Origin of the sequence: Treponema denticola, assembly GCF_024181405.1 — a bacterium.
In the GTDB taxonomy this organism is placed as follows: Bacteria; Spirochaetota; Spirochaetia; order Treponematales; family Treponemataceae; genus Treponema_B; species Treponema_B denticola_D.
The window spans coordinates 16479-29427 of the sequence record NZ_CP051302.1 but is presented as its reverse complement, the minus strand read 5'-3'; the positions used below and the strand labels follow the sequence as shown (position 1 = coordinate 29427).

The following is a 12949-nucleotide window of genomic DNA, read 5'->3' as shown; positions in this document are numbered from 1 at the left end:
TTAATCCTTTAATACTTCCGCCTCAATTGATTTTCTATCGGAAGGCGTCAAATATGTAATAAGCCTTTGAGCCAAGATTCGAGGGTTATCTCCGGCTTGAATTCCAAGTACACCTTCTATAATCATTTCTTTGGACTTAACTTCCATATTGTTTTGGTACATAAGCTTTGTTGCTATAGGAACCAAAAGCCAGTTCTGCATAAGAGAACCGTAAAAGGTTGTAACAAGAGCCGTAGCCATGTTAGGACCGAGAGCACTTTTATCATCCAAGTTTAACAACATACCGATAAGACCGATAACCGTTCCCAACATACCGAAACCGGGAGCGAGGGTTGCCCAAGCGTTTACTAAGGATATCCATGTGTTATGGCGCTCTTCCATTTGATTAAGTTCGTTTTCCATAAGAGAACGGATAGCCTCTCCATCAATACCGTCAACTACATTTCGTAAACCGGAGCGCATAAATGGATCTTCAAAGTCTTCAATTTCTTCTTCCAAGGCAAGAAGACCTGCACGGCGGCTTTTTTCGGATAGGGCTACAAAACGCTGAACCAGAGCTTTTTCGCCGTAATCGGTTACCTTAAAAACTCTTGCAACAACTTTGAAAATTCCTATCGTATAGGATAAAGGATAGGTTAAAAAAAGACACATGTAGGAGCCGCCAATCGTAATTAACATTGAAGCCGGGTGAATAAGCCCTCCGGCCGAGCCGCCGAGGATTGCACCGAATGCAACAACTGCTATACCTCCGAATATTCCTATAAACGACGCTATATCCATATATACCCCTTTTTGCTTCTACTACAACTCATTTTTAAATATGCCGATTTTACGGCGGTAAGCGACTATAGAGTCCAAAATTTCTTCAGGCGTTTCCTTAATTACATAATATTTTCCTGAAAGCATCTGCAAAGTAACATCGGGATTACACTCTATCGTTTCAATTTGATGAGGGTTAATCCAATATTTTGTTCCATTTAGCCGCGTTACCTGTATCATAAAAAATACCCTATATTATACCATACTATCGTTTCAAGTTCAAGACCGTTTCAAGCATTGTATCAGAAGTTTGTATTGTTTTAGCACCTGCTTGAAAGCCTTTTTGAGTTACGATCATGTCTACAAATTGGTCTGTTAAATCTACATTACTCATTTCGAGGGTTCCGCCTATCAGATAACCCTTTCCGACAGTTCCCGATGTAGAAATATTAGCAACGCCTGAGTTATTGGACTGAACATAGGTATTTTGTCCCGCTTTTTCAAGGCCGCCTTGATTGGTAAAACTTGCCATAGCAATTTGCCCCAACTCCTGTCTTACACCATTTGAATAAACACCGGTTATCACACCGCTTTGGTCAATTCTAAAGTTTTCAAGATAACCCATTCCGTAACCGTCTTGCTGATAAGCTCTTGTACTGCTGTTCTCAGAAAACTGAGTAATGGTATTTTTTGAAGTTCCGATTTCGCCTAAGTTTACATCAAATGTATGTCTTGTAGGAGCTCCGGCTTCATCAGGGTTTGCACCCACTACATTGTATGAAATTTGAACCAAAACTTGTCCTGCGGGAGCTGTTACATTTCCTGCAGTGTCGGTAACGGAAGCAAGATGACCGTTATTGTCAAAACGGACTATGAAGCTGTTTTGAACGCCGTCTGTTGTTCCAATTCCTACAGTGGTAGCTGTAGCTTCCGCATTTGTCGGATCAACATTTACGGTTGCCTGCCAAGCATTTACTTCCCCGGGGACTCTGGCAAAATCGATTTGCAGCTCATGAGTTTCACCGAAGCTGTCATAAACCTTAAATTCTGTAGACCAAGTAGATTCCAAAATTTGAGCACGGTTTGCTCCTTCGGGCAATTCAGGCAGTCTCTTATCAAGGTTACAAGCGTAGTCTACACTTGTAGTTGCCTTTGCATCAAGTTTTTGACCTATAGGAATATTTAAATCTTCCGTCTGGCCCGAGGTATTGATTATCCTGAAACCGTCAGCTTCTTCAGCCATCCAACCCTGCACCCTCATTCCGTTTGCAGGGTTTACTAAAGTACCCTCTCTGTCTAAACCAAAAGCTCCAGCTCTTGTATAAAAAGATTTTTCTCCGTCTTTAAGAACAAAAAAACCGTTTCCCTGAATTGCAAGATCGGTGTTGACACCTGTTGTCTGCAAGGCTCCCTGTGTAAAGATTGTGTCAATGCTTGCAACCATCATACCCAAGCCGACTTCTTTGGGGTTTACACCGCCGAGCTCCTCGGTAGGACGAGCTGCACCGCTTAGCTGCTGTGAAATTAAGTCTTGGAAGTTTACTCTTCCTCTCTTAAAACCTGTTGTATTTACGTTGGCTACGTTATTTCCGATAACGTCCATTCTTGTTTGGTGATTTTGCATTCCGGTTACACCCGAAAATAATGATCTCATCATAATTATTGCCTCCTAATTGTTTTCTGCATAAACTGTTTTAACGGCAGACCAGTTGTACCAGTTTCCGTTTACCATAACTTCCGGATTTATACCGCGTGTTGCAGCCGAAATATAACCGGAAACCTGTGAAGACCCTAGGTCTAAATCCACTTTTTTGCCGACGGCGTTTACGGCCGATGAGCCTGTCATAAGCTCGTTTAAGGCGGCAAAGTTTTTGTTCATATTGGTCATCTGCTCAAGGGACGAAAATTGAGCCATTTGCCCTATAAATTGCGTATCTTCCATCGGAGATGTAGGATCTTGATGGGTGAGCTGGGCAATTAAAAGCTGAAGAAATTCGTCTTTTCCAAGCTGCTGTTTCGGAACTCTTGTTTCTGCAAAGTTCTGCTTATTTAAGGTGTCAACTTGCAGACCCAAAAGAGCCTTTTCTTCAGGACTCATTTCGGATTTAAAATTCTTCATCATTTCCGCCTGTTCAAGAGCGGTGGTTATCATACTGTTATTAACATTGTTTACCTGCATAAACTACCTCTTTAAGCTAAAATATCTACAGTCGGACCATAAACGTAACTGTAGGTACTCAAATTATCGGCCGTTTTTTCAAGCTGCCTTAAATCTTGTTCTTGATTTTTATAAACAAAATCTGAGAAAGATTCAAAACTTTCGGCAAATCCTTCTTGCCCCGAAAAACCCGACCAATCTAAATTAAATTCTGCAAATTCAAAACCGTTTTGTTTAAATTCTTCGGCCAAATTATCCAAATTTTTCTCAAAAGCTTCGTAGGCTTCTTTAGAGGCAACTGTTACTGTTCCCGTAACCCTTTTTCCCTCGCTCAGCTCCAAATTGATTTTTACGGCTCCCAGATTTTCAGGTCTTAGATGCAGCCTTATTTCTCCTGCATTATTGTCGCGGAGAACGATTTTTCCGGCTTGTACAAAGTCTGCTGAAGCATCCCTTATTTCTTGAGCCAGCATAGCAGAAAAAGTTTGACTTGTTTTTTGGGCTTCGCTTCCGTTTTGGGTATTTTGAAGATCTCCGCCCTGTGATGGATTTTGAGCCTTACCGCTAAAATCGATTACCATATCGACGGAATTGTCCGTCTCAACCCGAGATTCGGAAGCTGTTGTATGAATAGCAGCATCCGACTGAACGGAAGGCATTGAACGTAAGTCCTCTACGGAAATCTTCAGTTTAGGCTTGGAAACCGGTTTTTTGCTTAAATTTTCCTGCACCGCTTCACTCTGAGGAGATATCTTTTTTGATAAGTCCTTTTTATCGGCCTTTGATAAAAGCCCCAACTTTCCGGCTTGTTCTGTTTTCTCGTCATCAAAGGACTGTGCCTTTTTCTTTTCCGACTTGTCTAATTTTTTTAAAGCTTCATCAGAAAAAAGAGAAATAGTTTCATCTTCTTTTACGTCTTGCGGCAAAAAGTCCTTAATTTCATCACTAAAATCCTCATTGAGAATTTTAAGATTTAGCTCAAGAGCATCTTTTTGAGTCTTTTCAGCCTGCAAATGTTCTGAGTTCGGCTTTTGAGTTTCGGTCTTAGGCTTTTTTAGCAAATTCTTGGGCTCTTTTAAATAAGCTTCTTTGGAATTAAGCAGATTTTCAGCATCTATTTTCTTAGACTTATGGTCTTCAGATGATAGTTCCGTATTCTGCCTTCCTGCTTCCTTTTGAAGCGATGAATCCCTAATTTTGTCTTCTCTAAGACTAATATCTTCAAATCGGGCTTCATCAGTCTCCTTGCTTCCATCCTTGGCGGCGGCAATCATCTTTTTGATCATTGCCAGGAATGAATCTCCATTTCTTACAGGTTCCGCATCAGCTCTTTTAATGTCCCCAGAGTCTTCTCTTTCCGGCTCTTTTACCGGCAAAGCCTGCATACGAACATCAAGTGCTTGCATATGAACCTCCTATATGTTACTTCAATAAATTTTCGGCTTATTTTTAAGGCGGGTTTAGGAAAAAAGTCTATACAAGCTTTAAATTATATCACCCAATACTATTAGGGCTACAGGCTTGGATATTAAAGAAATCGAACAACTATAATTTAAACCGAAAATCAAAGCCTCTAAAAACGCACGGAAATCAATTTTGCTAAAAACTGCCGATAATAAAGGTATGGATTTAGAAAATATATTCGATTACTTTAACGACATCAAAATAATTAGCAATCACGACGGATATTTTTACAGCGTAAACGAAGCTTTAAAAATATTATTACTTGGTCTTCTTTGCGGGCGTAAAAACATTAGAGAGATACACGAATGGGCAACTGCTGACATTATAAAGGATAGGCTAAATAAAGAATTCGGCATAAAAAAGACACCTTGCTATTATTGGCTTACCTGTCTACTTAAATTGATAAACATAGACTCATTAAACGAATGTTTTATGAATATGGCTGAAGCTCTTATCAAAGAATACGGTACAGAAAAACCTCTTACAATAGCGATAGACGGAAAAACTATCCGTTCAACAGATAAAATGAGCAGCTATGAAAGTCCGCTGCACATAGTCTCTGCACAAGTTGCCGAATTTGGTATAACATTGGCACAAAAGTGTGTTAAAGGAAAGACAAATGAGATACCTACAGTTCAATCTCTTATAAAAACTCTTAATATAAAAGGACATATAATAGTTACAGATGCCTTAAATTGTCAAAAAGAAACTGCAAAAATCATAAAAGAAGGAAAAGGGGACTATTTATTGTCGGTAAAAGGGAACCAGCCTTTATTAAAAGCGGATATTGAAGAATATGTTCAAGATGAAATTTTAAGAAAACAAATGGACACGGCTTGTAAAAGTGAAAAAAATCGTGAAAGAGTTGAAAAGCGAACAGCCTTCTGCACAACTAATTTAGGTTGGATGGATAATACAGGTGAATGGGAGGGGTTAAGCTGTATTGGTGCTATTCATTCCGAATTTAAGAGTAAGAAAGGAAAGAGTGATGAATGGCATTATTATATTTCAAGCAGAAAACTTACAGCTCAAGAGCTATTGGATATCGCAAGGAAAGAATGGGTTGTAGAAACCATGCATTGGTTATTAGATGTTCATTTTAGAGAAGACTTTTGTCGGCTTTTAGATAAAAATCTACAACAAGCCTTGAACATAGGACGGAAAGTGGCGTTAAATTTGGTCTCGCGATACAAACAAAAAAATGCACCTAAATCTTCTTTGTCACACATTATGTTTAAAGCTCTCATGGATATATCTTTTATCAAAAAAATATTACAAAATTGATTTCCATGCTAAAAACGATTTTACACTAGACAATTTATAAAAAAGCGGTTAAAATGGTAAATATGTAGTAAAAAACAGATTTTAGATTTACTTACCACAAAATTTGGAGGATTAGTTTATGAGGAAAAAGTTTTTTTTGTTTACGGCTGTTTTAATTGCCGTATTTTTATCGGGCTGCAATCAAAATGTTGACACAGCTAAAAAAACCGAAAAGCCGTCCATCGTCCCCCCCGTCTATAGAGGACACAAAATACAAAATTAGTATAACCCAACCCGCAAACGGCAAAATTGAAGTAAGCCCCTCTCTTCCTGCCGACGGAAAGGTTGATAAAGGAAGCGAGTTTACCTTTACGCTTTCCGCAAACACAGGCCATAAGGTTAAAGAGCTTATTATAAACGGCATAACATATTCCGATGTTACAGATAGTACCATTACGAAGAAGGTAAAAATCGAAAAAAATACGGCAGTTTCCGCAGTAGTGGAAGCGGAAGCAAGCCAGCCGGCAGAACAAATAACTATTGGAAATTCGGTTATCAATGTTACTAAAGATGAGGGCGGTAATATAATTAAGGCAAGCGGAACTATCTTCTTAAATGAAATTGAAGAACTTGCACAAAAAAGCACTAATAATATAGTAATCAACACTGATGCTCTTACAATAAAATCATTTAAATCGGGAAATAAGGACTTCACCGCTTACACGATAAGTAAAGATGCATTAAAAAAAGCTGCAAAAGCATTAAGTGTTTTAAATATCGAGAATGCAGACAGCACCAAACAAAACATTACACTTGATGAAAATGCAAACATAAAAACTATCAGCGGCGATATTTCATTAAAAGACATTATGGAATGTACTAATGAAGAAACAACAGAAATAGCAAAATATATTGCCAACAATTTAAAAGAAAAAACAAATCCTGATTTTGATTCAGCAAACTTAAAAATAAATACTTTTTATAAAACGCGAAATGCCGAAAATATTGAATGGGAATATAGATCGACTCCTATTACTCCAAAATTTTTAAAAGAAACTAAACTTAATGCTCTTAATAAAGCTCTTTTGAACTTTAAAGATAGTAACGAAGTTATGCATGTAAAATTTGAAAGCTATCAGGGAGAAACAGAAGAACAAAAACAAAAAGATTATTTTGATATAACCGAATTCTATAATGAAATAGAAAACGGAAAGTTGAAAAATATTTCTGCTAGTGATATTAAAGGCTTTATTTTTTTAAGAGGTAAAAAAGAAAAAATAAACGGAAACGATAACTATCCAGAAATTAGTAAATTAGTAAAAATAAGTGAAAAATTAGGAAAAAAATTCACAGTAGGTTCGGTTGAACTTTCGGGAAATGTAGGCGAAATACTTCAAAAACTTATTAATAAAGAAATACTTGAAGAAAAAACAGGAAAAAGCATAAAATTTATTTATGATCAAAAACTTTGCACAACAGATTTTTATACAGGATATTTTGGAACAAAAAGCAATCCAAATTTATCAGCAGAACAGATTCAAGAATACTATAATCGTTCTGATATAATGCAACTAGATGATGTAATAATTACTGGATTGAATTCTGAAAATTATAAAGGAAATTTTACTGACAACATGTTAACCAATGTTAGCTTCAAAAATAGCGATTTATCAAAAATAAATTTTGAACATTGTAAAACAGGTGGTGGATATCTTAAATTTGAAAACACAATTTTACCTAAAACAATGAGAGAATCTGCAATTAATCATCTTATATTAAAAAATTCAAGGTTACCAAAGGATTTCTTTCAATTAGCATATTTTAGCAGTTCTCTAACTTCATTAAGAATATATAATAAAAATAAAGACGATTTTTTTGGTTCAGTAGAAACTGAAATATATGGAATAAATGGAAATCCACCTGAAAAATATATAGGACCAATAGAATTATGGAAAAATATTAAAGATGAAGAAGGAAATATAGTTAAGGAAAGACTTGAATTTATTTATAATAAAGATGGATATCCTCCAAGAAAGGTTTACTTTACAGAACAAGATTTAACAGATATAAATTTAAATTTAGATGAAATACCTTTTGAAGATTATGATCCGGAAAAAAATTACACGAATCATGCTTCAATTAAAAAGCCGCAATCTTTGTTCCTTGCTTTATTACAAAATCAAGGCAAGGCTCATGGTTAGTTGATTTGTGCGATTTTTTGAAAATATGCGGGCAATTACTGCTCGACGTATCAGAGCGGACAAGGATGTCCGTGGTTCTAAACAGCAGGCTATTTTCAAAAAGTCTATTTTTACAAGACCTCAATTTCTTCTTTGGAAAGCCCTGATACCGTGCAAATATCGCTAATCGGATAATTCATATCTTTCATCAGTTTTGCCGTTTCAAGAGCTTTTTGGTAAGAGCCGTCTGCAAAGCCTTGGTTGATACCTTGTTGGATACCTTGTTGGATACCTTGTTCAATGCCTTCGGCAAAGGCTACTTCTCTCTCTTCGGCTCGCTGTACGGCTATATCGGTTTCATAATCATATTCGGCTAGTAACATATTTAATACCTCCTTAGTCTTGCGTTTTAAATATTCACGCAAAATATTGTTTGATATACATTCTTCAACAGCTTTTTCAAAACCGTTTTGAGTATCTATTTCTTTCCATTTTCTTACCGTTTCTACAAATATACTGTATTCATACATTGTCTGACAGTTTTCTAATAAAGGATGGCGGTTTTGATGATTAATGTTTATTACTTTAACGGTCAATTCAAGAGAAGTATCTTCTGTCTTTTCTATAAAGGCATCTGATAGTTTTAATGTTTTATCACAGGGAAAGGTATCTTCTCCATTATAGAAAACATAAAACTCAGGTCTTGGAATGTGTAGGAGTTTACGGCTGTATTTTTCTTTTGATTCAAATAAAGTTTCATAAAGACGGCTGATGTATTCAAGGCAGCGTAAGGGCATGTTGGGATTTATGGTTGATTGATGCTCTGCAAGCACTATGATTTTATTGTCAACAAGATAAGACACATCATTATAAAATGACATATATAGAACCTGATCAAGCCTTATGTTTTTTAACTGCTCTGTATCTTTAAGTTCCGTTCCGTGCAAAGCGTTATATAGCGATAAAAAGTTTTCTTTTGCCTTTTCATCTTCTGAGAAAAGGTCGACGAACACCGAGTCTTTATAATTGCGCTTCTGCTTGCTCATTTTTCTACACCCTCTACTTTTATACTCCGCCACGGATGGCGGTAGTTCCGGCATTACGATGTTTTGAGCTTTGCTCAAAACTCGAAGATAAAAAATGTACAAGGACGTACATTTTTTATCAATTTTCTGTTTGACGTACTCATAGCTTTTTCCTCACTCATTGTATTATACCATATATTAGCAGGTTTTTAAAGAGGATTTTTGTTATTATCACTCAATAATATTTCAAAAGCCAGGCCGGCTTTTTTAATCTTCTCTTGTTTTAAGAATCATCAAAAATGTATATATAAGGCCGAGGGCTAAAAGAATGTGTCCTATTCCGGCTATACCTGAAAGGGCAGCATCTTGAGCCTTTGAAGTATAATTATTTCCTAAAATTGTAATAATGCCTCTTAAAAGCATGAGAACCACAGTAATAAGAACTCCCGTATTCCAAAAATGGTTAGCCCTTTTGACACAGGCAAGCTTTTTTTCGCTAAGCGCCGGGACCTGTTTAAATGCAAGATAGGAAACTAAGGAAAGCACAGCACCCAAAATCAAAACATGGGCATGCATCAGGCTTAGATATGAGGAGCCGTCAAAGGCATTGAATTTTGTAAATTCTCTAAAAAAGACGCCTGCAGCCAAACCTAAAACCAAGTAAACAAAAGAATTTTCCAAGATGCTTTTTAGGCTGAATTTGGGTATAAAATGCTTAAATCCTACATATACGATTCCCACATAAGCCACAGTCTTGGGCATCATAAGAGCCCCTACTACAGGCACGGTTTTTGAAAACAAGACAACCGGCAGATAGAATAAAAAGCTTAAAGCCGTTAATAGAGCCATGTGCTCCAAACCCGGGGTTTTTCTCGCCTTGTAAAAGAAGTAAATCAAAACTGCTCCAAGGGCTGCAAAGGGGATGTTTCGGATAATGCTCCAAGTATAACTTGCATCAGCCATACCCCACTCGTTTTGAGGCATAAGGGTAAGCACCAATCTTATCAGGGCTAAACCGTATATAAGAATATCTTTTGACTTGCTGCTTGTATTTGTTTTTACCTTATAGTAATGGTAGAACATAAGATAAAAAATAGTCATTGTAATGGAAGTTATTAAAACCCCGATTGAAAGGTAGAAAGCATTTGCCTCAAAACCGCCCTTGTGCCACATAGAAATTACACGCGGAAGGAGGTGAAAAGAATCCCCTGAACCTAAAAGAAGAGCCATAAGCCCGAACAGCTTTGCTGTTCTATCTTTTTGTAACAAAAGCTTTATGCTTAGGGCTATAACCAAAACCAAGTAACTCAAATCAAAAATAGATTCAACAATATACATAAAAACTCCTTAATGACATACTGTCATTATTTAGAACAATATAATGACACGCCGTCATTTTGTCAAGAGGTTTTTTAAATTTATTTTAAAAAATATTACGCAATATACTAAAAAACAAAAATATTATATACTCGCATAATATGCCGAACCAAAACTGGTTTTAAGAAGGGAAGCTTAAACCTACACTCAGGAGACAATAATGAAAAAAATATTAACAGTTCTTATGGTAATGCTCATTGTATCATGTCAAAAAAACAATGATACAAAAGAATGTCTTACAATTCAAAATGAGGTACAAGACGAAAAACCCTTATTTTCGAACATGAGCGACGATGAGAGTATAAAAGAAGTTCAAGCTGTTTTGAATTCGCATTTGAAAAATAAAAATGCGGAAGCCTTTATAAGAGGAGTTATCGACTATAATGAAACAATAGAAAAAACCGGCTTGACAAAGGGCTTTGAAAAAGAGCCGCCGGAATATGATGAGCAAAAAATAGACGAATTATGGAAATCTAAAAAAGGCAATTTTATCGGAACAAATTGCAGGATAAACGCCTTTATGCTTTTAAAGGATAATATTGAAATTAAAAAAGCCCCTATCGATGATGCTCTTTTATTTATGGATAATGAAGCTATCTCCGTAGGGAAAATATTTAATGATAACGATACTGAAAGGTTTAAACAATTATTTTCAAGGGTAAAAACCGAAAATACAAAGGATATCCTCATTCATGCCCAAAAGATGAAAGAACATTTTGCAAACACAAGATTCGATAAAAATGCAAAAATGCTTTCGGTTGTTCTGCATGATAACTTGGACGGAGACTTTCTTTTTGTAGGTCACACAGGCGTATTGCTGCAAAACAAGGACACATTCCTATTTGTAGAAAAACTTTCTTTTTCCGAACCCTTTCAAGCCGTAAAATTTGCCAAAAAAGAAGATTGCTATAATTACCTCTTTTTGAAATATAAATATTACCAAGACGAAGATACGGCAAAACCTTTTATCATGGAAAACAATGAGCTTATAGAATTAGAAGCGTATAAGGAATAAGAAGTTAATTCCCGCTCTTAAGTCCGTTTTTCATCCACATTGTTTGTTTTTGAAAGTGCTCTATAAATTCTTCCGGTTCCCAGTTTTCGATAAAGGAGCGGGATATAAGATTATGAACAATGGCCTTGGTGTATTCTATAAGTTCCTTTATATCTTCATAAGTTGAAAGGGAAAGAGAGCTTTTTTTTAGATTTGAAAAATATATCTTTTCCATTTCGGCAACCTTTTCGGTTTGAAGATATTTTTTTCTGTATTCAAGCCAAGCTTTATCCAAGTCGGGAGTCCAATAAAGAAAGCGGTTTCGATATAAATTGCGCTTTGACGGCTTATAAAGCTCCTTTGAAAGAACCTCGCCATATCTTAAAAGGGCATTAAAAAAATCGTTATCGTTTTCTATTAAAGCGCCCTGAAAAAGAGCATGGACATCCATATTTTCGGAACTTAAAATCGTAAAAAAACATTCTTCCAAATTTTCAAAATACTGATAGAAACTGCCGCGGGCAATGCCCAGGGTATTTACAATATCCGAAACACTTGCCTGAAAAAGGGGCTTCTCTTCAAATTCCTTTTTACATGTTTCGAGTATCCGTTGCTGTTTTTCTTGCGGTAAATTTAAAAAAGTTTTTTTAGGCATTTCTCTCAGTGTAATATAAAAGCAAAAATTATTCAAGTCAAAAAAAATCTATCATCATATGGTATCTTGAAATTCCGCAACAAAAAAGCTATCATAAGTTTTAGTATAAGAGGTAATCTATGAAAATTTTATATGAAAAAACACCGCTTTTTGATGAAGGCTTTTTAAAGGTCTCGGATATTCACAGTATTTATTATGCCCAATACGGTAACCCCAATGGTAAGCCCGTAGTTTTTTTACACGGAGGCCCCGGAGGCGGCTGCATTCCCGTTGCAAGCCAGTATTTTGATCCCAAATTTTACCGAATAGTTTTATTCGATCAGAGGGGAGCAGGAAAAAGTTTACCTCCTTGCGAGATGAAAGAAAACAAATCGGAAAATCTAATTGAAGATATAGAAAAATTACGGGAACATCTAAATATTAAAAAATGGATGGTCTTCGGCGGAAGCTGGGGAAGTACCCTCGCTCTAATATATGCAATCGCTCACCCCGATAAGGTTGTATCTATAATCCTACGAGGAATCTTTTTAGGAACGCAAGAAGAAATAGACTGGATTTACGAAGAAGGCGGAGCTTCCAAATTCTTCCCTGAAGATTTTGAAGCCTACCAAAATTTTATTCCGCTGGAAGAAAGAAGCTCCTTGGTAAGAGCGTATTCAAAACGCCTTTTTGGAGAAGATAAAAAACTTTCGCTTGAAGCTGCCCATAAGTGGAGCCGCTGGGAATCGGCCCTCGTGCGTCTCTTTCCGGCTGTCTATGATATGAGTGATGAAGAAGCCCTCGCTATGGCCAAGGCTGAATGTCATTACTTTTTACACAAGTGCTTTTTTAAGGATGATAATTATATCCTAAACAACTGCGATAAGATTAAAGACCTCCCCTGCACTATCATGCAAGGAAGGTACGATATGGACTGTCCGCCCTTCTCCGCTTATAAACTGCATAAAAAATTACCCAAATCGAATTTAAACATTGTCTTATTCGGAGGACACTCCAGCATGGAACCGGGACTGGTAGACGGCCTTGTAAGAGCTGCAGAAGACCATAAAAAATTCTTTTAATCGGTTTTTATTA

12 protein-coding genes are annotated in these 12949 nt (G+C 36.5%); 4 read left to right on the top strand and 8 right to left on the bottom strand.

The genetic code is table 11. The features are described 5' to 3' along the window. The 5 genes from HGJ18_RS00125 to HGJ18_RS00105 are packed head-to-tail and all read right to left on the bottom strand — an operon-like array spanning position 1 to position 4323. Entirely contained in the window at positions 1-780 is a 780-nt protein-coding gene (locus tag HGJ18_RS00125; protein WP_253697018.1) for a motility protein A, read from the bottom strand. Between the two features lie 21 nt (positions 781-801). Further along, positions 802-999, bottom strand: a complete 198-nt coding sequence (locus tag HGJ18_RS00120; protein WP_044978474.1) for a flagellar FlbD family protein — start codon at positions 997-999, stop codon at positions 802-804. Between the two features lie 25 nt (positions 1000-1024). After that, complete coding sequence (gene flgE / locus HGJ18_RS00115) at positions 1025-2416, bottom strand: flagellar hook protein FlgE (RefSeq protein ID WP_253697017.1); 1392 nt, start codon at positions 2414-2416, stop codon at positions 1025-1027. Between the two features lie 12 nt (positions 2417-2428). Beyond that, entirely contained in the window at positions 2429-2938 is a 510-nt protein-coding gene (gene flgD / locus HGJ18_RS00110) for a flagellar hook assembly protein FlgD (RefSeq protein WP_253697016.1), read from the bottom strand. An 11-nt stretch (positions 2939-2949) separates the two neighbouring features. Further along, on the bottom strand, positions 2950-4323 hold the full coding sequence (locus HGJ18_RS00105; protein ID WP_253697015.1) for a flagellar hook-length control protein FliK: 1374 nt from the start codon (positions 4321-4323) through the stop codon (positions 2950-2952). A gap of 217 nt (positions 4324-4540) precedes the next feature. Here HGJ18_RS00105 and HGJ18_RS00100 point away from each other — a divergent pair, with 217 nt between their 5' ends. Both HGJ18_RS00100 and HGJ18_RS00095 read left to right on the top strand, forming a co-directional pair. Continuing rightward, positions 4541-5665: an ISAs1 family transposase gene (locus HGJ18_RS00100; protein ID WP_253695307.1), complete on the top strand. Its 1125-nt coding sequence runs from the start codon at positions 4541-4543 to the stop codon at positions 5663-5665. Positions 5666-5850: 185 nt separating this feature from the next. Then, positions 5851-7845 (top strand): hypothetical protein, encoded by a 1995-nt coding sequence (locus HGJ18_RS00095; protein WP_253697014.1) that lies wholly within the window; start codon positions 5851-5853, stop codon positions 7843-7845. Positions 7846-7955: 110 nt separating this feature from the next. Here HGJ18_RS00095 and HGJ18_RS00090 read toward each other — a convergent pair whose 3' ends face one another. Both HGJ18_RS00090 and HGJ18_RS00085 read right to left on the bottom strand, forming a co-directional pair. Beyond that, a complete protein-coding gene (locus tag HGJ18_RS00090; RefSeq protein ID WP_253697013.1) occupies positions 7956-8870 on the bottom strand; it encodes an Rpn family recombination-promoting nuclease/putative transposase in 915 nt (304 codons plus the stop codon). A 246-nt stretch (positions 8871-9116) separates the two neighbouring features. Beyond that, positions 9117-10187, bottom strand: coding sequence for a DUF2871 family protein (locus HGJ18_RS00085; protein WP_253697012.1), 1071 nt, complete (start codon positions 10185-10187; stop codon positions 9117-9119). Between the two features lie 199 nt (positions 10188-10386). Here HGJ18_RS00085 and HGJ18_RS00080 point away from each other — a divergent pair, with 199 nt between their 5' ends. Next, the gene (locus HGJ18_RS00080; RefSeq protein WP_253697011.1) at positions 10387-11241 is read left to right on the top strand and encodes a DUF4300 family protein; all 855 of its coding nucleotides are present in this window, start codon (positions 10387-10389) and stop codon (positions 11239-11241) included. Between the two features lie 4 nt (positions 11242-11245). Here the strand turns inward: HGJ18_RS00080 and HGJ18_RS00075 are convergent, their stop codons facing one another. Next, on the bottom strand, positions 11246-11875 hold the full coding sequence (locus HGJ18_RS00075; RefSeq protein WP_253697010.1) for a TetR/AcrR family transcriptional regulator: 630 nt from the start codon (positions 11873-11875) through the stop codon (positions 11246-11248). Positions 11876-11994: 119 nt separating this feature from the next. Between HGJ18_RS00075 and pip the strand changes: the two genes are divergently transcribed. Beyond that, positions 11995-12936, top strand: a complete 942-nt coding sequence (gene pip / locus HGJ18_RS00070; protein ID WP_253697009.1) for a prolyl aminopeptidase — start codon at positions 11995-11997, stop codon at positions 12934-12936. The last annotated feature ends 13 nt before the right edge of the window (positions 12937-12949 follow it).

Bases quoted from the DNA above. Each gene is read 5' to 3' on its own strand.
- HGJ18_RS00085 (WP_253697012.1), bottom strand. From the start codon at position 10,187: ATGTATATTGTTGAATCTATTTTTGATTTGAGTTACTTGGTTTTGGTT.
- pip (WP_253697009.1), top strand. From the start codon at position 11,995: ATGAAAATTTTATATGAAAAAACACCGCTTTTTGATGAAGGCTTTTTA.
- HGJ18_RS00120 (WP_044978474.1), bottom strand. From the start codon at position 999: ATGATACAGGTAACGCGGCTAAATGGAACAAAATATTGGATTAACCCT.
- HGJ18_RS00090 (WP_253697013.1), bottom strand. From the start codon at position 8,870: ATGAGCAAGCAGAAGCGCAATTATAAAGACTCGGTGTTCGTCGACCTT.
- HGJ18_RS00105 (WP_253697015.1), bottom strand. From the start codon at position 4,323: ATGCAAGCACTTGATGTTCGTATGCAGGCTTTGCCGGTAAAAGAGCCG.
- HGJ18_RS00100 (WP_253695307.1), top strand. From the start codon at position 4,541: ATGGATTTAGAAAATATATTCGATTACTTTAACGACATCAAAATAATT.
- flgD (WP_253697016.1), bottom strand. From the start codon at position 2,938: ATGCAGGTAAACAATGTTAATAACAGTATGATAACCACCGCTCTTGAA.
- HGJ18_RS00095 (WP_253697014.1), top strand. From the start codon at position 5,851: ATGTTGACACAGCTAAAAAAACCGAAAAGCCGTCCATCGTCCCCCCCG.
- flgE (WP_253697017.1), bottom strand. From the start codon at position 2,416: ATGATGAGATCATTATTTTCGGGTGTAACCGGAATGCAAAATCACCAA.
- HGJ18_RS00125 (WP_253697018.1), bottom strand. From the start codon at position 780: ATGGATATAGCGTCGTTTATAGGAATATTCGGAGGTATAGCAGTTGTT.
- HGJ18_RS00080 (WP_253697011.1), top strand. From the start codon at position 10,387: ATGAAAAAAATATTAACAGTTCTTATGGTAATGCTCATTGTATCATGT.
- HGJ18_RS00075 (WP_253697010.1), bottom strand. From the start codon at position 11,875: ATGCCTAAAAAAACTTTTTTAAATTTACCGCAAGAAAAACAGCAACGG.